Origin of the sequence: Neorhizobium tunisiense, assembly GCF_039631515.1 — a bacterium.
Taxonomy (GTDB): domain Bacteria; phylum Pseudomonadota; class Alphaproteobacteria; order Rhizobiales; family Rhizobiaceae; genus Neorhizobium.
The window spans coordinates 112,207-138,358 of the sequence record NZ_JBDIUU010000004.1; the positions used below are offsets into that span (position 1 = coordinate 112,207).

Here is a 26,152-nt window from a genome sequence, read left to right on the forward strand (position 1 = left end):
TGGCATGGCCAGCTCCTATCGGCTCAGTGGATATTTGAAGGCGGCCTTCTCGATCGCCGAGAAGATCGTCGAGAAGCCCACCGACATAACGAGATACATAATCGTGATGACGATATAGACCTCGAAGCTGGCAAAGGTTTGCGACTGGAGATTGTTGCCGGCGGCGGCAAGGTCGTCAGCCGAGATCGCCGAGACGACGCTGGAGGTCAGCATCAGGTAGATGAACTGGCTGGTCAGCGACGGATAGACGGTGCGCAGCGCCGGCTTCATGATGATGTAGCGGAAGACCTGCAGCTTCGAGAGGCCGAGCGCGGTGCCGGCCTCGATCTGCCCCTTCTGGATCGACTCGATGCCGGCGCGGATGATTTCCGTGCCATAGGCGCCGAAATTGACCACCAGCGCCACGAGCGCCGCGCTGTTTGGCGTCAGAAAAATCCCGAGCGACGGCAGGCCGAAGAAAATGAAGAAGATCTGCACCAGGAACGGCGTATTGCGGATGATCTCGATATAGGCGTCGATCACCCAGCGCAGCGGCGCAATGCCCGAGGTCTTGCCCGCAGCGCAGGCGATCGAGACGATCAGACCGATGATCATCGCCGCCACCGAAAGCTGGATCGTCAGCCAGGCGCCGAGCAGAAGCTGGTCGAAACCCGCGAACACAGGCTCGAAATTGAAGTTATACAACTTGGGACCTCCCCAACGATGTTGAAAGACCGCCGCTCCTCTGCGGAATCTTTCCATTTAGATCGATCTAAAAGCTTTTGGCCCAGACGTCAACCGGAAGCTGGCGGATTGTTGTCAGGCCGAAATGGCGATCGGCCCGCAGGATTGGCGGACATGCAAAATCGTTTCATTGACAACCCTTCGGGCTGGGCGAACGGGGTCGGCCAGCCGATCGAGGAGAAGCCTGGCGGCATTCGCGCCGATCGTCACCGGTGCAGTGGAAACGGAGGTGAGTCTCGGCCGCATCGCCTCCGCGTCGGTCACGTCGTCAAAACCGATCAGCGAAAAATTCTGGCCTACCTTCAGGCCCCGGTCGTAGAGGCCGGCGGAAAGGCCGAGCGCGATCACGTCATTGAAGCAGATCACCGCTGTCGGCTGTTCGACTTGGCCGAAGAGGAGATGCGCCGCATCGGCGATTTCGCCGATCTGGTTCGGTACGCGCACGATCATGCTCGGATCGAGTCCGCGCGACTGCATGGCATCGCAAAACCCTTCGACGCGTTCGCGATAGGCCGAATGGATCGGCCCCTGGACGGCAAAAGCGATCATCCGATGACCGAGCGAGGCAAGATAATCAACCGCCTGGCGCATACCTGCCGCATAATCGGCCCCGGCATAGTCGACTTCCTCGGAGATCTGCCGGAGCACCTGCACCAGGGGCAGATCCCATTCTGCGAGCTGGTGAAGGAAGGCCGGCTCGGTGCCGGCCGCCGGGCAGACGATGACACCATCGACACCGTGCTCGCGCATCCGCCGCATGACCATGTCCTGCCGTTCGACGAGATCGCCGCTATTGGCAAGGATCACCACCATGCCGGCCGAATCGATCACCGCCTCGATGCCGGATAGCAACTCGGCGAAGAAAGGGTTCGTCAGATTGGGCACGATGACGCCGACGGTGTGGCTGCGTTCGGCCCTCAGCCGGGCGGCCCCCATGTTGTAGACATAGCCGAGCTCACGCATCGCCTCCTCGACCCGCGCCCGCGTCTCGGTGCCGACCAGCGGGCTCTTGCGGATGACCAGCGAGGCTGTGGCGCGGGACACATTGGCGCGCCGCGCTACGTCGAGAAGCGTCACACGACTTTTCTTTTTGTCTTCGAATGGCATGGATATCACTTAGCAGAGGTGCCACGATCCCGCATAGGCTTCTTATATGTCGCGGTCGGGTGCGTCTGCCATCGACCTGCCCTACTGCGCGGCAGCCGACAGGCCTTCCATCTCCATCAGGAAGGCGAATTCTCCGGCCAGCCCGGGCGAACAGGCGACCACCGGCCCGCCGCGGGAAAGCAGTTCCTCGAGCGGCGGCACGGCGACCGTCGCGCCCGCCTCCGAGGCGATCAATACGCCGGCGAGCATGTCCCAGGACGAGAGGTGCCGTTCGTAATAGAGATCGGACACGCCTTCGGCGACGCGGATAAGGCCGATTGCGGCGGCCCCCATGCGGCGGTAGTCGATCCCGCGCTCGTAAAGCCTGCGCGAGATGGTGATGTAATCCTCGAAATCGGTGCGGCGAGAATGGCCGAGAATGGCGATCGCGTGGTTGGGATCGCTGGTTCTTGCCGCTGCGATCGGCTTGCCTTCCTTGAAGGCCCCCTCACCGCGGATCGCGTGGAAAACCCGATCCTGCGCGGCGTCATAGATCACGCCCACCAGGATCTTGCCGCCGGAGACGAAGGCGATCGAGACGCCCCAGTGGCGGAAGCCCCGGATGAAATTGGTCGTGCCGTCGATCGGATCGACCACCCAGGTGCCGCGCTCTCCGGAATGTCCACCACCTTCCTCGCCCATAAAGGAGTCGTCAGGGAATTCGCCGAGTAGCGCCGCGCGGATCGCTTGTTCAGCCCGCTTGTCGGCGATTGTGACGAAATCCTGATGCCCCTTGCTCTCGACGCCGAGCGTTTCGGGAAGGGCCTCGGCGCGGAAGGCTGCAGCCTCCATGCCGACCCGGCGGGCGACCCCGATCGCCGTCTTGGCGCGGGACATCAAGGAGGAGAGATCGAATGCGGATGCCATTTATGCACTTCTTCTTTTGATCAGCGTCACCGGTGTGAATTCCACCCTTGCCACGGCGTCCGGTTCGGACATGCGGCTGGTCAGGAGATCGATCACTTGTTCCGCCTGCACGTCGCAAGGTTGTACGAAGGTGGTGAGGTCATAGGCCGACCAGCTTGCCTGAGGGATGTCGTCATGGCCGATCACCTTGACCGAACCATAGCTCTTTCCGGCTTTGGCAAGCCCGTCGAGAACGCCGCAGGCCATGTAGTCGTTGACCGAGAACACCCCGTCGATCCCCATGTCGATAAGCACCTGGGCCGCCTCGTGGCCGTGGGCGTAGTCGTTGACGGCGACCGGTATCAGTGGCGCATCGAGCCCAAGCATCTGGCAGCGGCTCTGGAAAGCCTCGGCTCGGCGGCGCGAGGAATAGGAAACAGTCGTGCCGGCGATGACGGCGAGCTTTCTGGCGCCTGTTTCGATCAGATGGTCAACCGCGGTGTAACCCGACATCCGGTCGTCGGAAACGACCCGGTCGACGAAGGGAAAATCCTCGCCCTTGTTGACCAGCACGATCGGCACGCCCTCGATCGCGCATTCCTCGAAAATATGCGAGGGCGGCGCGTCCGAGGTGATGATGACTCCCGAAACGGCATAGTGCAGCAACTGACCGATGACGGTGGCGCTGTCCGCTTCCTTGGAGGTCGGCAAGAGGATCGGCCGGTAGTTGCGGGAGATCAGCGCCCGGGCCAGATTTTCGAGCTGCTGGGTGCGGAACGGGTTGTCGAGGCCGGCGGCCACCAGGCCGACGAAATCGGACCGCTTGTTGGTGAGGCTGCGGGCGAGATAGTTGACCCGGTAGCCGAGTTCCTTGGCCGCCTGATAGACCTTCTGCCGGGTTTTTTCCGAGACGCTGGCATCCGGTGTGAAGGCGCGCGACACGGCGGCGCGGGAAACGCCCGCCGCACGGGCGACGTCGAAGGAGGTAACGCGGCGAGGTTCGCGGGACATGCCGCTCATCTCCCTGGGCCGCATCAGGTCCGGCAGGTCGGTACAGATGCCGAGCACGGGCAGGGCCATGATGTCCTTCAGGACATCCGGCCGTTCCTCGTGCCAGAGCACGACTTCCTTTCCATTGGTGAAAGCCCTGTCGAGCAGTTCCTCGGTGACGAATTCCTGCGGCGTGTCGCTCGCCTTTTCCCAGCACAGATGCAGGATGTCGGCGCCTGCCGCCTCCCCTGCCACATGCGGGTCATGGCCGACGCGGATCAGCACCGAAAGCGGATAGTCGCAGCCGAGGTCGCGGAGGTCGCGTACCTGCACGGTGTCGAAGGAGCCGAGGCAGGCGAAACGCTGGTCCATGTCCTTCAAGTGCTGCCAGCAGAGCGGGCCGGTGCCCGGCCGTTTCAGCTCGACATAGAGGCCGCAGCCGGTCTCGCGCCCCAAGGCCGCAACTTCCGCGAAACTCGGCACCTCCGGCACCGCCTCGCGCAGCTCGGCAAAGGTCATATTCGAGATGAATAGATCCTGCTGGAAGACCCGTTGAAGATGATCGTCATGGGAGACGACGACCACGCCGTCCGAAGTCATCTGGGTGTCGAGTTCCCACATTTCGGCGCCAAGTTCCGCCGCACGGCGAAATGCGGTGAGCGTATTTTCCCGCTCATGGCCGCTTGCGCCGCGATGGCCGATGCAGAATGGCAGCCGGCCCTTCCCTTCCGGCCAGCCGAACTTGCCGAAGAAGGCGGAAAAGTCGCACGTCGAAGCGTCCATCACAGTCTCCGGCCGTCTTCGGCGAAAACGAAGGTCGAGGCGCTGTCGAGGTTCCAGCGCACGCTGTCACCCGGCTTCACGTCGTCGCGTACCGGCTGGATCGAACGCAGCACAGAACCGTCCGGCAGAACGACGTCGTAGAGGTTTTCTCGCCCTTGGGTTTCCGCAAACACGACCTTGCCTTCGACCGGTATGCCTCCCGCCGTCCCGAAATGCTCCGGGCGGACGCCGAGGCTGAGCGCCGTGCCGTCCGGAATGCCCGAAAGCGCGGCGATCGGCAGGCGCAAGCCGTTTTCGCCGAGCACGAAAGCCCCCTGCTGAGCCCGGCCCTTGAGGAAGGAGATCGGCGGGTTTCCGAGGAAGCTGGCGACGAAGGATGTCCGCGGATCCTTGTACATTTCCGACGGGGTGGCGATCTGGACGATCTCGCCCGATTTCATGATGGCGATGCGGTCGCACATCGACATCGCCTCGACCTGGTCATGGGTGACAAGGATAGCGGTGATGCCCGTCTCCTTTTGCAACCTTCGGATTTCCGAGCGCATTTCGAGGCGAAGTTTGGCGTCGAGATTGGCGAGCGGTTCGTCGAGGAGCAGCACATCCGGGCGGCGGATCAAGGCGCGAGCAAGCGCCACGCGCTGTTGCTGGCCGCCGGAAAGCTGAGCGGGACGCCGGCCCAGAAGATCGCCGATATGGACGAGGTCTGCGATATCGGCGACCTGTTTTTTGATGTCTGCCGAGGCGGTCCGCCTGACCATCAGCGGGAAACCAATGTTTTCCTCGACCGTCATATGCGGATAAAGCGCGTAGGACTGGAAGACGACGCCGACATTGCGTTCCTGGCTCGGCAGGTCGGTGACATCCCGTGTGCCGAACAGGATGCGGCCGGAGGTCGGCCGGTGGATGCCGCAGACGGCAAACAGGGTCGTCGACTTGCCGCAGCCGGAAGGCCCGAGCAGCGCCAGCATTTCGCCGGAACCCACTTCGAGATCCATGTCCTCGATGATCTTGGTAGAGCCGAAACTCTTGGAAAACTTGTCGAGCAGGATACGCATCAGCCCTTGCTGCCTCCGCCATAGATGTTCATGAGATGCTTCTGAAAGAAGACGTAGAGGATCAGCACCGGCACGACGTAGAAGACGCCGACGGCCTTGAAGGTGCCGAAATCGAAATTGTTGTCGTCGATGATCAGGCTCGCCAGATAGACCGACAGGACCTGCACCTTCGCGCCCGGCGCCAGCACCTGCGGCATTATGAACTCGCTCCAGCCGGTGAGGAAGGAAAAGAGCCCGAGCGCCATCACCGCCGGCCTGATCTGCGGCAGCACGAGCCGGCGCCAGACCGTGAAGCGCGAGGCGCCGTCGACGGTGCCGGCCATCTCGATCTCCCAGGGCACGGTGTCGTAGAACCCCTTCATCAGCCAGATGCCCAGGGGAAGTTCGACCGCAGCCTTTACCAGGATTACTCCGATCAGCGAATTATAGAGGCCGATCCACTGCAGCACGATGAATATCGCGATGATCAGCGTCACCGACGGAAAAGCGTGCAGCACCATGACGCCGGCGAGGAAGAAGCCACGCGCCGGCACGTTAAGGCGCGACAGCACGTAACCTGCCATCGACGAGACCGTGAGGACGACGCCGGTGATGCAGCTTGCGAAGATGAAGGTGTTGAGCGTGACGAGCCAGATGTTCGGTTTGCCAGTCTTGGTCTCCCAGAGGAAGCTCCAGTGGCGGAGCGTGAACTCGCTCGGGATCAGCGAACCGACTTCCGTGTCGCTGATCGTGTCGATGAAGAGATAGGCATACATCACCAGCAGCGGCAAGCTGAAAAGGCCGAGCAGCAGGATCACGGGGAGGCTCGAGAAATTCGCCGAGGCCATGCCTGACGAAATTTGCGGTTTTTCGGCCATGGTCAATCCTCGATCAGCGGCTTGGAGATCAGCGTATCGTAACGGAAGATGCGCAGGTAGATGAGCGACAGCACGATGCCGACAACCACCAGCACCAGTGCCATGGCAGCGCCCAGCCCGTATTCCAGATTGCCGGTGTAGTTGTTGAGCGCGGTGTGGAAGGCGGCGAGAGACCAGACTTCCGTCGCCTTCCCCGGCCCGCCGCGGGTCGATAGGAGGATTTCGTTGAAGGACGCCAGGAGCGACAGCGTCTGGTAGCAGGTAACGAAGAGGATCGGCCAGCGCAGCTGCGGCAGGATGACGTGGCGGACCTGTTGCCAGCGGCTGGCGCCATCGACCTCGCTTGCATGGAACTGCGTCTGCGGGATCGCCTTGATCGCTGACGAGAAGACCAGCATGCCCATCGAGGCGCCGATAAAGCCGTTGATCAGGATCACGAAGAACCAGGCGTTATAGGCGCTGTCGAGCAGGTAGTTTTTCGGCGGATAACCGAACTGGCCCATGAACATCGAGATGAAACCGCTGTCCCAGGTCAGCCATTTCCACATCAGCACATAGATGACGACCGGCGTGATGCGCGGCAGCAGCCAGATGGCGCGGAAAATGGATGCGGTCGAAGCCGGCATGTAATGGGTGGTGATGGCGAGGAAGAGCGCGTAGCTGACGTTGAATAGGAGCAGCGTCACCGAGACGTAGAAGGCGGTGTTCAAGAAGATCTGCGCCATGTCCGGCGAATTGCCGATAATCCGGAAGTTTTCCGCCGTCCACACCCAGCCGGTATAGGTAGCCTTGGCGACCGTCTCCTGTTCGGCCGGGGTCAGGGTAAAGCCGAGCTTCTTCAGGCTCGTCATCAATTCGTCGCGGCTCTCGAAACGGGTATTGAGAACCGAGCGGTTGAAGAGGTCGGAAATCTGCTTAACCTCGCGGGTTGAGGGCCGGTCCTTCAGCGCCTTGATCACGCGCTCCGCCTCGCGCCGCGAGGGAAAGACCTCGCCCATGTGGCTGGCGCGCAGCTCGGCGGTGAATCCTGCCTTGAGCTTCAGGGCATCGAGGGCGACGAGGCCGTCCTCATCGATCACGAAGCGCGGCTCGGCAATACCGTCGGCGAGTTCCGGCATGTCGGTCTTCAGGCGGTTGACGGCGCCTTGCGTGACCTGCCAGACGCCGCCGGAAATGCCGGTCGCGGTGGTCATGTTGGTCATGGCGAAGATGGCGGTCAACACGACCGGCATCAGGAAAAACAGGAGGATCATGACCGCAGCGGGTGCAATCATCACCAGTCCGAGCGTTCGTGACGTTCGCATGGGTGAAGCCTTGGGAAACGGGATGGGTGCGGGCGGCGGAGCGAGCGCCGCCCGCAGTTCGGAGCGAGGAGTTTCGCCCGGATCGGTCGACGCCCTGTGTCAACCGGTGGAGACACAGGGCGTCTTGCTTCAGCGGATGATAATCGCTGCGCCGAGCGCCGACTTCAGCTCGGCTTCGGCATCGTTGAGCGCGGCATCGGCCGTCTTGGCACCCGTCCAGGAGGCCTCGAAATTCTTCCACATGATCGTCCAGTACTTACCGAAATCGGCATTGTTCGGCATGGCGTTGGCATGCGGCAGAAGGCGTTCGGTGGCTTCCGAAGCCCAGCGGTCGGCTGCATAGAGGTCGACCTTGGTTTCCGAAGGCGAGATGCCGAGATGGGCCGACTTGATCGCATGCAGCGCATTGATGCGCGGCTCGGAGGCGATCTTGATCAGGTCGGCAGCGATCTGGGTCTCTTCTTCAGTATGGCCGGCCATCAGCAGGTAAGCCAGCGGATGGGTCAGCGTGTTGGCCTTGCCGCCTTCACCGGCCGGTACCAACGTGAACTGAACGTTGGTGAAGAAGTCCTTCAGGCCTTCCTGGTTGACGAGGCGGGCATAATGCCAAGTGCCGCCGTGCCAGATGCCGGCCTTGCCGGTGGCGACTTCCTTCCACCACTGGTCGCCTGGCATGCCGATATGATTCTTCTTGGTGACGCCGGCCTTCACGAGATCGGCGAAATACTGGTAGGTGCGCTTCATCGCGGCCTTGTCGAAGACGAGCTTGCCTTCCTCTTCCATCACGCCGCCGAAGGACGTGTAGAACTGCCAGTAGTCCGGGCCGTTATTGGTGCGCGGATAAAAGCCGTAGCCGGCCTGGACGAGGCCCTTGTCCTGCATCTTCTTGGCGTCTTCGAGCACGTTCTTCAGCGTATATTCGCCCTTTTCGACCTTGGCCGGCAGAGCCTCGATATCGGCGTCCGAATAGCCGATTGCCTTCATGTAAGGCTTCCAGAAGAAGAACGGGCGGGATTCTGCGTCCTGCGGAATGCCGTAGACGGTGCCGTTGAAGGAGGTGATTTCCATCAGGTTCGGATAGATGTCGCTGATCGGCCAGCTATCGAGGTCGATGAACTTCTCGACCGGAACGATGAGACCGGCCTGGGCCCAGGGGCCGATGTCTTCATGGCCGGTGGCGACGATGTTCGGAGCCTTTTTGGCTTCGGCAGCGAGCGTCAGGGCCTGCTTGAAATCTTCCCAGCCGGAATAGGGCGTCTTCTGGACGATGATATTGAGCTGTTCGCCGCGGATGGCAGCTTCGCGCTCGAGAATATCGGCAGCGATGTCGAACGCATCGGTGCGGTAGTTGTCGTTCGGTCCGGAACCGCCGGACCACACCGAGATGGTGACATCCTTGGCAGAGGCGAAGACCGCGGTCGAGGCGAAGAGAACGGCCGCGAGCGTTGCGGATTTGAGTATCGGAAGAACAGTCATGGTTTACTCCCCGAAGAGCGAAATGGCTTCTTCCAAACCCTGAGAGACCTATTGGCCCAAGGCTCCGGAAGCGCTGAAGATCATCAACAGGAAGCGGTTTAGAGGCGCTCCATAACACCCGGATGACAAAATGTACGCGTGTGCAAAATTTATCTAAGAGCGATTTCCAACGCCGGTCGAGGCAAACCCTCAGGCGGCTTCGTTCGCGGAAACGACCGTGACGCGCAGCCCTAATGCCTTCAGAACACCGAGAAGCGTGGAGAGTTTCGGATCACCCTTGTCGCTCAGAGCTTTATAGAGGGCCTCACGGGTAATGCCCGCTTCCTTGGCGACATTGGTCATGCCCATGGAACGGGCGACATCGCCAAGGGCGATGGAGACAAGTTTCGGATCGCCATCTTCGAAAGCTGCTTCGAGATAGGCTACACGCGCTTCGGGCGTCTTCAGATAATCTTGAACATCCCATTTGGTCGTTTCGATAGGCACTGTCATATCTCCTTCGCCATCTGTTTGCCGAAGCGATGTCCTTGCTCTGAGTGCTCTTGTCGCCACCGCAAAGCAGGATGATGATCTCCTGGCCCTGCTGAACGAAATAGATCCGATAGCCAGGACCGTAGGGGATGCGCGCCTCGCTGACACCTTCGCCGACCGGCTTCACATCCCCCAGATTGCCAATTTCCATTCGGCGAATGCGTGTAACAATCCGCATCGCGGCATTGTGGTCGCGAAGTTCGGCGAACCGCTTTGAGAAAACTGCGGTCTTACGAACTTCGATCATATGTAATCTATAGTTCACATCTCGCGTAAGGTCATTTCGACCTACCGCTCCAGCGCTACTGTCTTGATCACCGCAAAAACCCGCTTTTCCAGCTTCAGGTCGAGCCGTTCGACGGAAAGCGCGGTGATGCGGGCGAGCACGGTATCTCCGCCACAGCGGATGCGGATGCGGGCCATGCCCTCCCCGTCCGGCTCGATCGCGGCAATCGCGCCTTCGAGGATGTTGAGCGCGCTGAGACCCTCCGGCCGCCGGGTGGCGACCATCACCTCCCGTTCGGGGATATGCACGCGGACGCTCCGGCCTTCTTCGGCATGCGCATTCGGCACGACGATCCGAGCCTGCGAAAGCCGGATCGTCGCCAATCGGTGCGGAATATCGATCGTCTCGACCACCCCGGTCAGCACAGCCCCGGCATCGCGGCGGTCTGTCGATGGCATAGAGAGGACTTCCGACGGCATGCCGATGGCTTCGACCCGGCCGTCCTTCATGATCACCACCTTGTCGGCAAGCCGGGCCACTTCCGAGACCGAATGGCTGACATAGACGATCGGCGTCGTGGTTTCGTCGCGCAGGCGTTCGAGATAGGGCAGGATCTCGGCCTTGCGCTGGTCGTCGAGCGCGGCGAGCGGCTCATCCATCAGCAGGAGACGCGGAGCGGAGAGTAACGCCCGGCCGATCGCAACGCGCTGTTTTTCGCCACCTGAAAGCTTCCCCGGCCGCCGGTCGAGCAGCAGGCCGATGCCCAGCAGTTCGACAATCCGATCGAAATTATCCGGCGCCGTTGTCTTCGGCGCGAACCAGCGGCCATAGGCGAGGTTCTGACTCACCGAAAGGTGAGGGAAAAGCCGGCTCTCCTGGAAGACGTAGCCGAAACGCCGTTTGTGCTTCGGCACGAAAATGCGGCTTTCAGTGTCGAGTAGTGTTTCGCCGTCGACAACCAGCCGCCCGTGTTCCGGCTTCGACAGTCCCGCGATCACTCGCACGAGCGACGTCTTGCCGGAGCCCGAAGGCCCGAACAGCGCGGTCACGCCGCCATCCGACGTGAAGCCCGCATCGAGGACAAACTCTCCCAGCGTCTGCCGTGCGTTAACGACGAGGGTCATTCGATATGGACCCTCTTGCCGACCAGATAGGCCAGGAACTCCGAGGCGAGCAGCGCTGCAAACGAAATGGCGATCGCGACCAGCGTCAACCGCATCGCGCCTGCATCGCCGCCCGGCACCTGCGTGAACGTGTAGATCGCCGCTGACAGGGTCTGGGTTTCACCGGGAATGTTGGAGACGAAGGTAATCGTCGCGCCGAACTCGCCCATCGCCTTTGCGAATGCGAGGATCATGCCGGCGATCACGCCCGGCAGGATGAGCGGCAGCGTCACGGTCATGAAGACCCAGGCGGGTCCCGCGCCGAGCGTGCCGGCCGCCTCTTCCAGCTTGCGGTCGACGGCCTCGATCGACAACCGGATGGAACGCACCATCAGCGGGAAACCCATGATGCCGCAGGCAAGTGCTGCGCCCGTCCAGCGAAAGGAGAGAACGATGCCGAGATATTCGTTGAGAAAGGCGCCGATGACGCCTCGTCGTCCAAACAGGATCAGCAGCAGAAAACCGGTGACCACCGGCGGTAGGATAAGCGGCAGGTGGACGATGCCGTTCAGGATCGACTTGCCCCAGAACTTTCCGCGGGCGAGCAGGTAAGCGACGAGAATGCCGAACGGCAGGCTGACGATCGTCGCGACGGCGGAAACCTTCAGGCTGAGCCTGATCGCGGTCCATTCCTCGTTGCTCAATGCCAGCCAGTCCAAACGCTGATCCCATCCGTAGCCGCCATGCAATATATCGCATTGGATATATCGAGACGGGTCTGATGGCTAGGTCCTGGCGGAAAAGTTACCTGGCGGGTTCTGAAAAAGGCGGTGGGAGAGCGCCGGGTTACCGCTGCTCTCCCTACACCATCGCATTTACAAGATGATTTGCTGAACGAAGGCCCCTGGAGCCTCGGTTCTCATGCGCGACACGTTAGCGGTTGTCGCGGGTCGTGTTGCCGAAGATCGACTGGCCTTCCTGGCGATCGTTGTCGCGGATCTGGATGCTGCCGGTGCGCACGTCGTCCACATTGCCGCCGCTGACCCGGGCGGAAGCATGCGTCTTGGAGGTGCCTTCGTAGTAGTCGCCCTCAGCGAGAGCAGAGCCTCCGAAGGAAGCCGCAGCGATCATGGCGGCGATAGCGGAGATGGAAGTCTTCATTGTCCTGGTCCTTTCAGAGTTCGCCCGGGGCTTAAGTTTGCGACCTGCCTGCCGGACGATGTTCGGTATCTTGAATGAGCTGCGGTTAGCGCCGGTTAGCGATTGTCGCGGCTTTCATGCTTGAAGATCGGCTGGTCGCCGCGATTGTCGTTGGCGCGAACCTGATCGATGCTGCCGGTCCTGACATTGTCGACCTTGTCGTTGGTCTGCACCGCTGCCTGTCCCTTGGTCGCACCCTGATAATAGTCGCCTTCTGCAAAGGCGACGCCGGCGAAGGAAGCCGAAGCGATCATGGCTGCTGCAAGCGTGGAAAGTACTGTCTTCATCATCGTATTCCTCAGTTGCTAAACGGAGCCGTTTGGGAGCCGGCGTCCGCTGAGTGGCATTGGGGAAGCGTTGTTTGCTTCCGGTCATGGAGATGGGGGAGCCCGATCGAGGTCGCTAGGGCATGATTTCCAAACGGAATGTTCGGGATTCGAGAACAAACGATCGCGTGAGACCGGTTGAAATCGAGATTCGGACAGCGCTGGGCGGAGAGGTTCGCTCTCGAGAACGGTTCGGTCGGAAACGAAAAACAGCCCCAAAAGGGGCCGTTTCGACGCGCATTGCCGGAGTGCTTGCCGCTACTTCAGAACCGTAAAACCTTCCTTTTCGAAGAACGGCGCCGCCTTGGCCGACTTCAGATAGTCGAGATAGGCGGGCGCATCCTTGGACTTCGATTCCGACAGGATGGCGATCGGATAGATGATCGGCGGGTGGGTGTCGCTCGGAAACGTGCCGACGATGGCGACACCGGGATCGGCCGCCGCATCCGTCTGATAGACGATGCCGTAGGGCGCTTCGCCGCGCGAGACGAACGCGAGTGCTGCGCGTACGCTTTCGGCGCTTGCTACGCTCTTTTCGACCGACGACCAGAGCCCAAGTTTTTCAAGCGAGGCCTTGGCGTATTTGCCGGCCGGGACCGCATTCGGCTCACCCATGGCAAGCCTGCCGCCCTTCAGCAGGCCCGCGAGATCGAAGCCCGGCCTGATATCGACCGGCTTGGCGGCGTCCTTGGCGGCGACAAGCACGATGCGGTTGCCAAGCCAGTTGAACTTGGTGTCTTCCCTCACGAGCTTTTTGTCGGAGACATATTTCATCCAGTCGAGATCGGCCGAAATGAAGATATCCGCCGGCGCGCCGCTTTCGATCTGCTTGGCGAGCGCCGAACTTGCGGCGTAGGAAACGGTGACTTGTCCGCCACCCAAGGCTCCCCACGCCTTGTTGGCGTTGTCGAGCGCGTTCTTCATGCTGGCTGCCGCAAAGACGGTGACCTTTTCCTGCGCTCCGGCGGGAGCGACAAAGGAGGCGAGCGATACGAAGGCGGCTGCCACCGACGTCACCGCGAGCCTGATCCAGGTATGCCGATCAATGTTCATAGTTTCCTCCCCAATCCCTGCGAGATATACGTTTGGATATCTCGTTGGCCTGGTTTTGACCAGAGCCATATGCCCAAAGGGAATTACGACGAGCGTTTAATGCCCGGCAACTGGTAACGGACAAATCAAACCTGCAGCGACACTGTGGTCAATTCACCTGAGGGGTGAGGGCCTCCGAAGAGAACAGGCGCGTCCGACGTGCGTTAATGTGCATTGACGCACGTGCGTCCAAAGCTCTTCTGCCGCATCGTTTAGGTCATTGGCTTGCGAAGCCCAACTCGCCCAGCAGCGGCTTAGTTTGAAGCGCCTCGCTGGTCCAGCCCGAGGGGTTCACTCCATAACCGGCAGCCTTGATGATGTGGACGCCCCCGCACCGCCTGGCCGCTGCTATGATGCGAGCCGCTGATCTGAAGCGACACAAGGAGCATTCAGGCCGGACATATGAAAGCAATCGATCACGCAATCACGACAAAAAGCCCTTGCCACAAGGGGCAATGGGTATGGACCCCGCCCACCAGCGAGCGCAGTCTCCGTACTCGGGAACGGACAAGAAGGAGTGTCATGTCAGGCGTTCGGATTGGTCTCGATCTTGCGAAATATGTCTTTGAAATTCACGGTGTCGACGGCCACGGGAAAGTCGTCGTGCGCAAAACGCTACGCCGCGATGCGGTAGGCCGCGGAGCCAGCTTGCACCTAACGCCCAGGTGCCTCGCTCCTGCGCGAGGTCATTTAGGCAAGGCGAGCCCTCAGCCATCGTCAGGGTTCTTCAAATGTCTCGGCCAGGCGGAGATTGCGCCCTCCGTTGCCGCATCCAACTGTTGCTGATATTTTTCGCAGCATGGCTCAACAACGAAATGCATTCGGTCCATTTGTGCTCGATCGCGCCGCCGGGTTGGTGCGACGGGACGGAGAGGAAATTGGGCTTGGCCAGCGTGGCCTTGCTCTTCTCGACGCCCTCTTGAGCGCAGACGGGCAGGCCGTAAGCAAGGACGATCTGCTGGCCCGAGCCTGGCCGGGACAGACTGTCGAAGAAGCAAATCTCACGGTACAAATCGCAGCCTTGCGCAAGGCGCTTGGCAAGGCGCCGAGCGGCCTGGAATGGATCGCGACGGTCCCCCGAATTGGCTATAGGCTGCCGCATGCACATTCATCTGAGACTGCGCCGCGAGCGGTGCGCCCGACCATAGCCGTGCTGCCGTTCGAGAGCCTCTCCGGCGATGCCGAATACCAATATTTCGCCGAAGGCATGGTCGAAGACATCATCGTCGCCCTGTCGCGCTTCAGGACCTTTGCAGTGGTCGCCCGAAACTCGTCTTTCGTCTACAGGGACCGGAACGCACCCATCAGAGACATCGCGAACGCACTTGGCGTCCGCTACATTCTCCAGGGCAGCGTCCGTCGCCATGGCGATCGGCTAAGGGTCGCTGTCCAACTGATCGATGCGGATACCGATACGCATATTTGGGTGGATCGCTTCGATGGTGACATCTCGAGTCTTTTCGACTTTCAGGACCGCATCACGGAGGCTGTCGTCGGCCTTGTCGAGCCGGAAATTCGCAAGGCCGAGATCGAGCGAGCCCGACGGAAGCATCCGGACAGTCTCGACGCCTATGACCTCTATCTGCGCGCCCTGCCGCACTTCCGGGGCACCACCGCCACCGTTCGCGCCGAAGCGGTACGGCTGCTGGAGCAAGCCGCTCACCCCGACCCCGGTTTCGCCACCGGTCTTGCTCACGCCGCCTGGGCTTATGAGCGTCATGAGACGTTCGGCTCCGGCCTAGGCGACACCGAACGGCAGCGCTGCCTCCAGCTTGCGGAGACGGCCCTTGAAATAGGCTACGACGATCCGCAAGTGGTCGCCATCTGCGCACTGGTGTTCACCAATGTCGGCCACGATCACCAGCGCGGCCTCGCCATGCTGCGCGATGCTCGAGACGCCAATCCCAACAATCCAACAGTGCTCTCCCTCTTTGCCTTTCTCAATGTGATGGCAGGAGACATCGATATCGGCAGAGACACGTTCCTGCGCACACTGCACATCGCTCCAGGAGCGCTGGAGAATTACGAAATCCTGGTGGGCGTTGGCATTGCACATTTGTTCAAGGGCGAATTCGAGCAGGCAGTTGACTGGGCGTCGCGCAGTCTCGCCGTGAACAACGAGTGGCTTGGGGCGTACTGGACCCTGGCAGCGGCCTACGCCCATCTCGGTCGTGTTGAACAAGCGCAGGCGACAATCGCAAAGCTCCGGACCAAAGCGCCACTGATGCGGGTCCACGACCTCGAACGGCACCGTCCGCGCTATGCGGAGCGATACGAAATCATGATCGGCGGCGTCCGCAAGGCCGGTCTGCCGGACTGACCGCCGCTGGAGCGACTTAAGTCGAATTGGAAGATTTTGGCCCCCGTTTTGGGACACAAATCGCCTTATTCATCCAGATTGCCCCTGTCGACCCAAAATGGTGTTGGACGAGGGAGAACCGAGATGATTTTTGCTGGAGCTTTCCGAAATTCCCGGTTTGCGCGATCGACGAACAAGCCGTCGCGCGCGCGGATCGTTGCCGTCTGGTTCAGCTTCAGGGAGTGGTCAAGGGGTCTAGCGAAGCGTTTGCCGGTCGAAGAGTCGGGCGACGATCCCACGGCTCACTTCAGTCTCCGGGATTGGGCCGACCTCCCACCTCACCATCCCGCTTCACCGGAATAGGAGAATCCTGTCACGCTGGAACTGATTTTGGAGGCAAATACAGCTATGCTGGCTGTGTTTAAAGCCGAAATGTCGCGGGCTGGCGACAACCATCATCACGCCTATACGATCGGCAGGCTGTCGTGCTTGCGAAACTTGGCCAGCTTCGAGGCCTGGCGCTCGATCCCATCGATCAATCGCCGGACAGTCGCCGAGAGCGGAAGGCCCGTCGCCGTGATCACGCCCCAATGGAACGGGACATGGAAGCTCAGGGGAACAACGGATACGTCCTTGATCGGCAGCCCACTCAACGTGACCGACTCGACGATCGCTACTCCAAGCCCCGCGCGCGCCAGCGAAAGCGAGACATAGGTGGCGTTGCTGTCGATGACACCGCCGGGCTCAATGCCATGCTCGGCAAATACGCGGTCTATGCGCATCCGCAGCCGATAGGGATTTGCCGAGGCGATCAGACGGCGGCCATTCAGATCACCAGGCTGCAACACGTCCTTTCCCGCCAGCGCGTCGCTGACGGCAATGACAGCCACGCAGGGCACCTCCCCGATCCAATGAACATCGATGCCCGGATTGTCGAGCGGCAGGCTGGCAATACCCAAATCGGCCGTCCGGGCCAAAACTGCCTGGACCACATTCTCCGAAGCAGTGCTCTGTACATGGACATGTTCCGGAAACTGGTCCCCCGGCAGACCCTGCAATGCCAACGGGATGATGCTCGCGGCGATTGCCGGAATCGACGCGATCTCCACCGAACTCGTCTGGACCGTTTCGATCTGCCGAGCCCTCTCGCTGATGGTGCGCAATCCGCTGAGGAAAAGTTCCGCCTGGGCGAAGAAGGCCACTCCCTGCTCGGTCGGCGCGATCCGCGGCCCGTTGCGATGCAGCACCGGAAAACCCAGTTCCTGTTCCAGTTCCTGAATGAGCCTCGTCACCACCGGTTGGGATTTTCCAAGCGCCTTGGCGGCACCCGTCATACTGCCGATCGACATCACGGCCACGAAGGCCTCCAATTGCCGCGTATCAAGGTATTCCGGAGGCATAGGGTATCCCGTCTTCGCCCTTACGAGTGACATTCCAGCATTTATCGACGAGGTTGGTATAGCCATCTCATGCTTGGTGGACCAGTCCGGTTCGAAAGGCGCTTAACGGTGTGAACGGTCGCGCGATCCTTTTCACGCGCTCGCCTTGATCCAAAGCGCGGTGCGCCCATCGAAGGGGTCGGCGACGAGACGAAAATCCCCGCTATCCATATGCAGCACCTCTGGCTGCGAGGCCGAATAGCGATGCCAGTCACCGGCCGGCGACTTAGGTATCTCGTCGCGAATGAAAGAAACCCACACATCGTGAACAGCCGCCGCGAAATCCGGTTGCGTGACGGACTGCCGCGCCGGCAGATGGCTGACATTCGTGCCCCGCCGGTACCAGACCGCACCGACCTCGGCGCCATGCGGCGCTCCCAGTTCGTCCGGCTCGATCGGCCCATAGAGGTATTTGTAGACGGGCTGGTGGACCGCATGCAGCCGGGCAAAGCGTGTCGCCGGGTTCTGAAACACGAGATCGCCGCCAACAGCGCGCCAGATACCACGAGGAGAATGATCCGGCAATGCGCGCCGGTAGCGCTCGACGGTCCCTTCTCCGGTCAGCCCCATCGGCCGCACGCGTTCGTGCAGCAGGCTTGCGGCGATATCGAAATCCATGTCCGGCTGCGCCGTTGCATGGGTCACGTATTCGCCGGTCGTGCAGCCGATCATCATCGGCACGCCGGTGGTTTCGCCATCCGCTGCGGCGGCTTCCGGATGCCGCGGAAGCGAGATCCCGTCGATGACCGGGACGAAGGGGACCCCCAGCATCGATGCCGAGCCGTCCCGCTCGAAATCATGCTTTTCGTAGGATTCGTTACAGAGGTCGCGCTGCGCAATGAGCAGGTTCTCGAAGGGCACGTTTGCGAGTTCCGCTTCGGTCACATTTAGATAGTCCAGCATCCGCCTGTTGAGCTTCTGCGCATCGTCCATCGTCGAGACGCCGGTACTTGCGCCGCTCTGCGGCATCGCCCGGGCGAACAATCCGTGCGCCGCAGGCATCGCCATGACGGCCGCAATCGAGAAGCCCCCCGCCGAACGACCTGCAAACGTGATCTGCTTCGGATCCCCTCCGAAGGCGGAGATGTTGTCGCGGACCCATTCCAGTGCTGCGATCTGATCCAGAAGCCCACGATTGTCCGGCGAGCCGTCGTTCAAATGCAGAAAGCCGAGCGCCCCAAGCCGATAGTTGACCGTCACCTCGACGAGGCCGCTGGCGGCGAATGCGCCACTTTGCAGCACGGCCTCATTGGCCGAACCGACCGCGTAACCGCCTCCGTGAATCCAGACTAGGACCGGTGCCGAGCCCGTGATGGACGGCGTGCGGATGTTGACCGTCAGGAAGTCGGTGCCGAATTCGAGCATCGATGCAGCTGCCTTTCCCACGGGACCATAGGTCGGGATCTGCGGGCACACTCCGCTCAGCGCTTTGGCGAGCCGGATTCCCGACCAGCGTGGAACCGGCTGCGGCGCGGCAAAACGCCGTTCGGGAGTGATCGGTGCGGCATAGGGAACCCCGAGAAAGACGGCGTAGCCGTTCTCATTAAAACCCTCGATGGTGCCGCCAGTTGTCTCAACGAGCATGTCAGAGTGCCTTGCGTAGGCCAATCAGCTTTTCCACTACCATCACGACCCCGACCGAGATCAGGATCAGGATGACGGAGAGGGCGGCGATCTGCGGATCGGTGGAATATTCGAGATAATGGTAGATTTCCGTCGGCAGCGTCGAAGCCTTGACCGACACGATGAAGAGCGAGATCGTCGCCTCATCGAAGGAGATGAGGAAGGCAATCACGCCGCCCGCGATGAGGCCGGGCCGCACCAGCGGCAGGGTTATGCGCCAGAACACCATGCGTGGCGATGCGCCATGGACGAGGGCCGCTTCCTCGATACGGGTATCCACTGCCATCAGGCTCATGGTGATCGTTCTGACGGTGTAGGGGATCGTGATGCCGAGATGGGCAAGCACGATACCCGGATAGCTATCCAGCAGGCCGAGCGGCGCGATCACCAGCATAATGCCAACCGCAAGAACGATATGCGGCACGAGAAACGGTGCGAGGATGAGGAAGTTCACCGCCGCCTTTCCACGGAAATGGTACCGCACCAGCGACAAGGACAGCAGCATTCCGGCAGACACCGCGACGAAACCGACAATCGCGCCGATGATGAGGCTGCGCCAGAAGGCCGAGATGAACTTGACGTTCTGGAAGACCTTCACATAGGAGCCGAAGGAAAAGCTCTCCGGCGGGAAGGCGAGATACTGGCGTGTATCGAAGGAGATGATGAAGACAACGATGATCGGCGCCAGCAGGAACAGGTAAAGCAGCGCGATCAGCGTATTCCAGGCGAACCGGCCGAAGAGTGTGTTGCTCTGCATGGCTCCTCACGTCTCCAATGCGCGCAGGGCGCGCTGGTAAAGCAGGATGATGCTGCTGAACAGGATCAGCAGCATGACCGACAGAGCTGCCGCCAACGGCCAGTTGAGCGTTACCGTCGCCTCGTTGAAGACTTCGGTGCCTAGCACGAAGACGCGTCCGCCGCCCATCAGCCGCGGCGTGACGAAAGAGGAGATCGCCAGCACGAAGACCAGAAGCGCTGCAGTGAGCACGCCGGGGGCGCTGAGCGGCAGGATGATGCGCGTGAAGACCCTCAAGCGGTTCGCCCCGAGCATGGCGGCGGCCTCCTCGAGTTGTGTGTTCAGCCGCCCGAAGCCGCTGAGCATCGCGAGGATGGCATAGGGCATCAGAATTTCGATCAGCGCGACAGTGGCACCGAAGCTGTTGTTGGTGAGCCGGATGACCCCACCCGTCACCGAAAGAGACTGGAGCGTGCTGTTTATCACGCCGCGGTCTCCGAGGATGACCATCCAGCCATAGGTTCTGACGACCGACGACGTCAGCAGCGGCGCGACGGCAAGTGCCGTCAGGACACCGCGAAACCGGCTTTCCGTGCGCGCCAGGAACAGCGCAATCGGATAGGACAGGATCACAGCAAAAAACGCCACGTTGAAGCCGAGCACCTGCGTATTCCAGGCTACCCGCCAGTAAAATGGATCGAACAGCACCGCGGAATAGGATTGCAACGTCCAGTCTCCGCCGCTGAGCGCACCCATTGTCGAGGACGCAAAAGATGCCCGGAAAAGCCATATCAGCGGCAGGAGGAAGGTGATCACTAGAGCGACGAGCCCCGGCAACAGCAACATCAGCAATATCCCGCGCGGCGCGTTTGCCGGTGATGTCCCGGCGGCCGGAAGGCCTGCGGCGCTCATGGTGCCACCTGCCCGACCAGAGTAACATCTTGCGGGGCGACGGCGAGCGTCACCTCGCCGCCTTTCTCGGGCAACACGCCGGCGTGGGTGGGAAGATCGGCCTGCAGCAGCCTGCCCCCGCAGCGAATGTTCAGCGTCAGGATTTGGCCGCGATATACGATGTGCTCCACGGTCCCGGTGAAGCTGTTCGGCTGGCCGGCATTGTCGGCGAGGACCAGCCTGTGCGGCCGGATCATCAGTTTGACCGTTGATCCCACCGGCGCTTCACCGACGAAACGCAGCGCCTTAATCCCTTCGACCACGGCAAGGCCGGGTTCGGCTACCCGGCCTTCGAAGAAGGTCCCTGCACCGATGAAGGACGCGACGAACTCGGTTTGAGGCCGGTCGAAAATCTCGCGCGGCGTGCCGACCTGTTCCAGACGCCCGGCGGACATGACCGCCAGGCGGTCTGCCATGGACAAGGCCTCGTCTTGGTCATGGGTAACGAAGATCGCCGTAACGCCCGTCCGCGCCTGGATATCGCGGATCTCATCGCGCATCTCGTCACGAAGCTTGGCATCGAGATTGGAAAGCGGTTCGTCGAGCAGCAGAAGTTCCGGCTCGATCACCAGCGAGCGGGCAATCGCCGCACGCTGCTGCTGACCGCCGGATAACTGACTGATCTTGCGGTCGCCAAGCCCGGTGAGCTTCACGAGATCGAGCGCCTTGCGAACACGCTCCTCCCGTTCGGCGCGGCCGACCTTGCGCATTTCGAGGCCGAACGAGATGTTCTGGGCGATTGTCATGTGGGGAAACAGGGCATAGGCTTGGAAGACCATGCCCATGTTGCGCTTGTAGACGGCAATTGACGACACATCCCTGCCCTCGAGCCTGATCGCTCCCGAGGTCGGGGCGATCAGGCCTGCGATCATGCGCAGGATTGTTGTCTTGCCACACCCCGAAGGGCCAAGCAGGGCTAGCATCTCGCCGCGCGGCAGCGAGAAGCTGACGTGATCCACGGAAGGCTTCTGGGCGCCCGGATAGGTCTTCACGAGATTGTCGATGACGACGTGATGATCAGCCATGGCGGCCAGATTCCTCAAGTTGGATCAGTTGAGCGCGATGACTTCGCGGTTGATGCGCTGGATCCAGGCCGAGTATTTCTCGGCGACGAAATTCCAGTCGAGCGACATCTGTGCGGCCTGCGCTTCCTTCGAGCCGTAGATGCGGGCAGCCACGGCGTCCGGCAGGTTCACCTTGGTGTTGACCGGACCGTAGAAGCTCTTCTCGGCGAACGCCGCCTGCGCTTCGCTGCCGAGCGCGTAGTTGATGAAGAGCTGAGCGGCTGCGGCGTTCTTGGATTTTTCGACGAGGCCGATCGTGTTGGTCTGGCCGATCGAACCTTCCTTCGGGGCCGCAACACCGATCTTGCCGCCCTGAGTGTCGTGCAGGTATTGCGCACGGCCGTTCCAGCAGATGGAGAGGTCGACCTCGCCGCTCTGGATCACCGCATAGCAGTCCGGAGCAGGCTCCCAGGTCGAGACGTTCGGCGCGATCTTCTTCAGGAGGTCGAGGGCGGGGTCAATGCTTTGCTTGTAGTCGGCACCTGCCAGCTTGTCGAGAATCGGCAGCAGGATGACACCGCGGGTATCGCCAAGCTTTGCGGCGATCTTCCCCTTGTATTTGGGGTCCGCCAGATCGTTCCAGCTGGTCGGCGGCTGCTTGACGGTATCCGTATTATAGAGGATCGCCAGGTTATCCTGTGAAAACGCGACAGCCTTGTCGCCGTCGAGGCGGCCCCAGGCGGGCATCTCGTCGAGCACCTTGACTTTTGCCGGGTCGAGTTTGGCGAAAATGCCATCCTTGCTAGCCTTGATGGCGACCGCAACGTCGATCAGCGCGATGTCGATCTTCGGATCGGCGCGCTGCAGGGTCAACAGCGCCAGGGTCTCCGCGGAATTCTTGCTCTGCTGATAGGTTACGTCGATGCCGGGATATTTGACCTTGAACGGCTCTATGATGAACTTCTGGTAATTATCGGCGAACACGCCGGAAAAGCCGACGACGTTTACCGTTCCCTTAATTGAGGCGTCCTGAGCCTGGGCGCCTGCCGTAAATGCGGCAAGGCAGGCGGCGAGAACGCCGGCGCGAAGAAACATCCGCGAAATTCCGTTTTGCATGCGCATCGTCATGTCCGTCTCTCCAGTTTTAGGTATGGTGTGTGTTCTTATATCCCCATGCAGTTCCCTGAGCCCGCAAACGCGGTCTCCCGCTCGATAAGCCGAGGCAATTTCTTCCTACCGGCAGTCCTTGCCGGAGAAGATCAGGCCATCGGCGTCCAGGCCGCGTCGAGCACGCGCAGCCAGTTCCTGCCGAGAAGCTTGAGCACCAGTTCCTCGCCCCAGCCGCGTGCCAGCATGCGAGCCGTCAGGTTCGGCATCTCGGTCATCCGCTGGATTCCCTTGGGCTTTGATATCTTGACCGAGCCGAATTCGGTCAGCGTGCGCGCAGTGCCCTTGTCCTTGTTGGCCCAAAGCAGCCAGGGACCGGGACGCGGCCGATCGAGGGAGAAGTCCGTGCCGATGCCGACATGATCCTCGCCGACGAGATCGATCACATAGGCCATGGCATCCAGGTAATCCTCTACCGTCGCGTCGTTGCCGGCCGCAAGGCCTGGCGCGAACAGGCTGACGCCGATCAGGCCACCCTTTTTGGCGCAGGCGATGAACAGTTCGTCCGGCTTGTTGCGTTTGACGTCCCGCAGCGCCCGCGGCAGGATATGCGAGATGCAGACCGGCTTCTTCGAATGGGCGATGACATCGGCACTGGTCTTGTCGCCCACATGGCTCAGGTCGCAGAGCACGCCGACGCGGTTCATTTCCGCCAACACCTCCCTGCCGAAGCCGGTAAGCCCGCTGTCGACCTCCTCCAGGTAGCCGGCGCCGGAATAGTTCTGAGTATTGTAGGTGAGTTGCATGATGCCGACACCGAGATCCTTGAAAATCTCCACGTAGTCGAGCTTGTCTTCCAAAGGCGAGGTGTTCTGCCAGCCGATGATGATGCCGGTCTTGCCTTCCGCCTTGGCGGCATGGATGTCGGCAACCGTTCGCACCGGCCGGATGATGTCGTCGTTCTCGCGCAGGAAGCGCTTCCACTCGGAAACATAACCGATCCCCTCGCGGAAATTCTCCCAGAGGAGGGAAGAGACGTTGACGGCGGTCAGGCCGCCGGCGTGCATTTCCTCGAAGATCGACCGGCTCCACAGGCAGGTCTGGAGACCATCGACGATGATCGCGTCGTCATGCAGTTTTCTTGCTTCGGTCATCACGCCGTTTCCTTGCGCATTTCAGTGCTCTTGCAGGCCTTCAGGGCGCGGTCGACGAATTCCAGGCGATCCTGCCCCCAGAAGAGTTCCATGCCGAGGACGTAGGTCGGCGTCCCGAAGACACCAAGCCGCTCGGCCTCCGCAAGGTTGCCATGCCACTCCGCAATGATGTCGTCCGGTTGCGGATCGACGACCAGCGCTGCCGCTGTCTCGCCGGCCGTCGCCCGGGCGATATCGCGGAGGGTGGAGAAGTCGGCGATGTCGCGGTCCTCGGCCCAAAGCGCCCGCTGCACGGCGAACGAGAAGGAAATCGCGTCGAGGCCTGCCTTCTGGATCGCGATCACCGCCTGCGCGGCGGGCTCGATCGTGCGGCAGGGGTAGAATTTCGGCTTCAGGTTGAGCGACATGCCGAGATAATCCCGCCAGCGGCGCAGTTCGACCTCATGGTAGAGCTGGCGCGCATCGGGACGATTGCGCAGCGGGATGCCACCATTCGCCTCGATGATGCGGATCGGCCTGAGCCGCACGCCTGCACCATTCTCACGGGCAATCGCAACCGCTCTCTGGGCGCCGAAATAGGCCCATGGCGAGGAGATTCCGTAGAAAATCTGAAGCTCCGGGCGTCGTTCATCCATTGGCAATGCTCATGTCCTCGTCAATATCCGCATCAGTCCATTCGTCGCCCAAAAGTTCCGGCGTATCGAATGCGAGAAAGCGGTCGAGATGGTAGGTCCGGTCTTCCACGAAGAGTGACCGGGCGAGACCCGTCGCCAGGCGCGCCGCGCCTTCGCTGATCGAAGGTATCCCGCTGGTGATCTTTCCGTGCGAGGGAACCGCCGGATAGGCGAAGCAGGCAACCCTCGAGACCGAGGCGGCCAGACCCGGATCGAGCCCGGGCTTCGGTAGGAACTCGAAAGAAGGGCCAAGATAGGGCGTCGAAGCGATGCCCTCATGCTCCCAGCCGGCTGGCGGCGCATAGACGTCGCGCCACAGCAGGATTTTGCCGGCGAGCGCTGAAAACTCCGGCCGCTTGCCGAAATCGACCGAGAAGCCCGTCGCAAAGATCACCAGATCGGTCCGATAACGCCCCTTCGGGGTGACCACGTCCACCGCATCGCCAGCCTCGACGAGATCACTTATCGGGCTTGCCAGATGAAAGAAGGCATTGGGATAGCGCGAGGCGCGCAGCACGCTGCGGCGCGGCGGCGGGATCTGAGCCCGCTCGCCGGCAACCATGTAGATCCACTTGTCCGCATCCGGCAGGCCGAGATAACCGTGCGTCATGCCTTGGCTGCCGACCCCGGTGAATTTGTCGATGCGTGGGATATCCGCACGGCGCACGAAGATATCCACCCGCGCGGCGCCCGCCTCCAGCGCGGCCGCGGCATTGTCCATGGCCGATGCGCCTGCACCGACGACGGAAACACGTTTGCCCTTCAAGGAAGCCATGTCGATGAAATCGGCGCCGTGCCGAACGAGACGCGACGGTGCACGCGCGGCGACATCCGGAAGCGTCGGCGCCCCAAGCCCATCGAGGCCGGTCGCCAAAACCACGCGACGGGCGAGAACCTGCTGCTTTGTTCCGGCCCTGTCGAAGTTCAGAGCGACCAGCCCATCGTCGCGAAAGCCGATCGCCGACAGGGCGGCGTCGTTGACCACGTTGAGATCGAGAACCCGCCGATACCAGACGAGATACTCCATCCACATCGGGCGGGGAATGAGGCCCATGTCGAGATAGGCCTGTGCACCATATTGCGCCTCGAACCATGCTCGGAAAGTCAACGACGGAATGCCGAGCGCCGGTCCCGCGGCGTCCTTGCGGGTGCGCAGCGTTTCCATTCGTGCATAGGTAATCCAAGGGCCTTCGAACCCCTGCGGAGCGCGGTCATAGGCCCGCGCAGCCAGAATGCCGACTTTCTTCAGAGCTGCGAGCGTCACCAGCCCGCAAAGGCCCGCACCGATCACCGCAACGTCCAGAACCTCGATCCCGTCGACTTCCGTCCGAGGCATCCAGTCCTTGGGCGGCTGGTTCAGCCATAAAAGGTCGACCTGAAGGCGATTCTCAAGAGCTTCCAGAGAAGCCGGACGCGGTAGATCTTGGGCCCCCACTGGTCGCCTCACTATATCAGAATGACATTGCAGATGAATTACTATGCGAATTACGAAATGTAAATGGCCAGT

Annotated in this window: 24 protein-coding genes and 3 pseudogenes; 2 read left to right on the plus strand and 25 right to left on the minus strand. The window is 61.3% G+C overall.

The window, feature by feature from the left end:
* Window positions 1–15 precede the first annotated feature (15 nt).
* The 16 genes and pseudogenes from ABCW43_RS16790 to modA all read right to left on the minus strand — a co-directional run bounded on the left by ABCW43_RS16790 (window position 16) and on the right by modA (window position 13,619).
* On the minus strand, window positions 16–684 hold the full coding sequence (locus tag ABCW43_RS16790; RefSeq protein WP_080951277.1) for an amino acid ABC transporter permease: 669 nt from the start codon (window positions 682–684) through the stop codon (window positions 16–18).
* Window positions 685–798: 114 nt separating this feature from the next.
* On the minus strand, window positions 799–1,830 hold the full coding sequence (locus ABCW43_RS16795) for a LacI family DNA-binding transcriptional regulator (RefSeq protein WP_345926442.1): 1,032 nt from the start codon (window positions 1,828–1,830) through the stop codon (window positions 799–801).
* Between the two features lie 81 nt (window positions 1,831–1,911).
* Window positions 1,912–2,736 (minus strand): inositol monophosphatase family protein, encoded by an 825-nt coding sequence (locus ABCW43_RS16800; protein WP_345926444.1) that lies wholly within the window; start codon window positions 2,734–2,736, stop codon window positions 1,912–1,914.
* Window positions 2,737–3,735: a LacI family DNA-binding transcriptional regulator gene (locus ABCW43_RS16805; RefSeq protein WP_345926925.1), complete on the minus strand. Its 999-nt coding sequence runs from the start codon at window positions 3,733–3,735 to the stop codon at window positions 2,737–2,739.
* A gap of 6 nt (window positions 3,736–3,741) precedes the next feature.
* Window positions 3,742–4,488: pseudogene (locus ABCW43_RS16810) on the minus strand (glycerophosphodiester phosphodiesterase); the annotation flags it as partial.
* Entirely contained in the window at window positions 4,488–5,543 is a 1,056-nt protein-coding gene (locus ABCW43_RS16815; protein WP_345926446.1) for an ABC transporter ATP-binding protein, read from the minus strand. The pseudogene ABCW43_RS16810 and the gene ABCW43_RS16815, both read right to left, overlap by 1 nt.
* The gene (locus ABCW43_RS16820) at window positions 5,543–6,400 is read right to left on the minus strand and encodes a carbohydrate ABC transporter permease (RefSeq protein WP_345926447.1); all 858 of its coding nucleotides are present in this window, start codon (window positions 6,398–6,400) and stop codon (window positions 5,543–5,545) included. Before ABCW43_RS16820 ends, ABCW43_RS16815 begins: the two co-directional genes overlap by 1 nt.
* Window positions 6,401–6,402: 2 nt before the next feature.
* Window positions 6,403–7,704 carry a carbohydrate ABC transporter permease gene (locus ABCW43_RS16825; protein WP_345926449.1) on the minus strand — a complete coding sequence of 434 codons (1,302 nt, stop codon included), beginning with the start codon at window positions 7,702–7,704 and terminating at the stop codon, window positions 6,403–6,405.
* A 129-nt stretch (window positions 7,705–7,833) separates the two neighbouring features.
* Complete coding sequence (locus ABCW43_RS16830; protein WP_345926451.1) at window positions 7,834–9,180, minus strand: extracellular solute-binding protein; 1,347 nt, start codon at window positions 9,178–9,180, stop codon at window positions 7,834–7,836.
* Between the two features lie 189 nt (window positions 9,181–9,369).
* On the minus strand, window positions 9,370–9,666 hold the full coding sequence (locus tag ABCW43_RS16835) for an addiction module antidote protein (protein WP_345926452.1): 297 nt from the start codon (window positions 9,664–9,666) through the stop codon (window positions 9,370–9,372).
* Between the two features lie 76 nt (window positions 9,667–9,742).
* Window positions 9,743–9,958 (minus strand): annotated as a pseudogene (locus tag ABCW43_RS16840) (type II toxin-antitoxin system RelE/ParE family toxin); the annotation flags it as partial.
* Between the two features lie 41 nt (window positions 9,959–9,999).
* Entirely contained in the window at window positions 10,000–11,061 is a 1,062-nt protein-coding gene (gene modC, locus ABCW43_RS16845) for a molybdenum ABC transporter ATP-binding protein (RefSeq protein WP_345926454.1), read from the minus strand.
* Window positions 11,058–11,759 carry a molybdate ABC transporter permease subunit gene (gene modB, locus ABCW43_RS16850; protein WP_345926456.1) on the minus strand — a complete coding sequence of 234 codons (702 nt, stop codon included), beginning with the start codon at window positions 11,757–11,759 and terminating at the stop codon, window positions 11,058–11,060. The genes modC and modB overlap by 4 nt, the downstream gene beginning before the upstream one ends.
* Window positions 11,760–11,973: 214 nt before the next feature.
* Complete coding sequence (locus ABCW43_RS16855) at window positions 11,974–12,201, minus strand: hypothetical protein (protein WP_345926458.1); 228 nt, start codon at window positions 12,199–12,201, stop codon at window positions 11,974–11,976.
* 95 nt (window positions 12,202–12,296) lie between these two features.
* Window positions 12,297–12,530, minus strand: coding sequence for a hypothetical protein (locus tag ABCW43_RS16860; protein WP_345926460.1), 234 nt, complete (start codon window positions 12,528–12,530; stop codon window positions 12,297–12,299).
* A 294-nt stretch (window positions 12,531–12,824) separates the two neighbouring features.
* Window positions 12,825–13,619 carry a molybdate ABC transporter substrate-binding protein gene (modA, locus tag ABCW43_RS16865; RefSeq protein WP_345926462.1) on the minus strand — a complete coding sequence of 265 codons (795 nt, stop codon included), beginning with the start codon at window positions 13,617–13,619 and terminating at the stop codon, window positions 12,825–12,827.
* A 561-nt stretch (window positions 13,620–14,180) separates the two neighbouring features.
* On the opposite strand from modA, the pseudogene ABCW43_RS28840 reads away from it, so the two are divergent.
* Window positions 14,181–14,285 (plus strand): annotated as a pseudogene (locus tag ABCW43_RS28840) (IS110 family transposase); the annotation flags it as partial.
* Window positions 14,286–14,421: 136 nt separating this feature from the next.
* Window positions 14,422–15,978: a winged helix-turn-helix domain-containing tetratricopeptide repeat protein gene (locus ABCW43_RS16870; protein ID WP_345926464.1), complete on the plus strand. Its 1,557-nt coding sequence runs from the start codon at window positions 14,422–14,424 to the stop codon at window positions 15,976–15,978.
* A 443-nt stretch (window positions 15,979–16,421) separates the two neighbouring features.
* Here ABCW43_RS16870 and ABCW43_RS16875 read toward each other — a convergent pair whose 3' ends face one another.
* The 9 genes from ABCW43_RS16875 to ABCW43_RS16915 all read right to left on the minus strand — a co-directional run bounded on the left by ABCW43_RS16875 (window position 16,422) and on the right by ABCW43_RS16915 (window position 25,981).
* On the minus strand, window positions 16,422–17,390 hold the full coding sequence (locus tag ABCW43_RS16875; RefSeq protein WP_345926466.1) for a LysR substrate-binding domain-containing protein: 969 nt from the start codon (window positions 17,388–17,390) through the stop codon (window positions 16,422–16,424).
* Between the two features lie 99 nt (window positions 17,391–17,489).
* The gene (locus ABCW43_RS16880) at window positions 17,490–18,980 is read right to left on the minus strand and encodes a carboxylesterase/lipase family protein (protein ID WP_345926468.1); all 1,491 of its coding nucleotides are present in this window, start codon (window positions 18,978–18,980) and stop codon (window positions 17,490–17,492) included.
* A gap of 1 nt (window position 18,981) precedes the next feature.
* Window positions 18,982–19,776: an ABC transporter permease gene (locus ABCW43_RS16885; protein WP_345926470.1), complete on the minus strand. Its 795-nt coding sequence runs from the start codon at window positions 19,774–19,776 to the stop codon at window positions 18,982–18,984.
* 6 nt (window positions 19,777–19,782) lie between these two features.
* Window positions 19,783–20,667: an ABC transporter permease gene (locus tag ABCW43_RS16890; protein ID WP_345926472.1), complete on the minus strand. Its 885-nt coding sequence runs from the start codon at window positions 20,665–20,667 to the stop codon at window positions 19,783–19,785.
* Window positions 20,664–21,731: an ABC transporter ATP-binding protein gene (locus ABCW43_RS16895; RefSeq protein WP_345926474.1), complete on the minus strand. Its 1,068-nt coding sequence runs from the start codon at window positions 21,729–21,731 to the stop codon at window positions 20,664–20,666. The genes ABCW43_RS16890 and ABCW43_RS16895 overlap by 4 nt, the downstream gene beginning before the upstream one ends.
* Window positions 21,732–21,755: 24 nt before the next feature.
* Window positions 21,756–22,838 (minus strand): ABC transporter substrate-binding protein, encoded by a 1,083-nt coding sequence (locus ABCW43_RS16900; RefSeq protein WP_345926476.1) that lies wholly within the window; start codon window positions 22,836–22,838, stop codon window positions 21,756–21,758.
* Window positions 22,839–22,969: 131 nt separating this feature from the next.
* Window positions 22,970–23,971, minus strand: a complete 1,002-nt coding sequence (locus ABCW43_RS16905) for a dipeptidase (protein ID WP_345926478.1) — start codon at window positions 23,969–23,971, stop codon at window positions 22,970–22,972.
* On the minus strand, window positions 23,971–24,606 hold the full coding sequence (locus ABCW43_RS16910; RefSeq protein WP_345926480.1) for a 2-hydroxychromene-2-carboxylate isomerase: 636 nt from the start codon (window positions 24,604–24,606) through the stop codon (window positions 23,971–23,973). The genes ABCW43_RS16905 and ABCW43_RS16910 overlap by 1 nt, the downstream gene beginning before the upstream one ends.
* Entirely contained in the window at window positions 24,599–25,981 is a 1,383-nt protein-coding gene (locus ABCW43_RS16915; protein ID WP_345926482.1) for an NAD(P)-binding domain-containing protein, read from the minus strand. Before ABCW43_RS16915 ends, ABCW43_RS16910 begins: the two co-directional genes overlap by 8 nt.
* Between the last annotated feature and the right edge of the window lie 171 nt (window positions 25,982–26,152).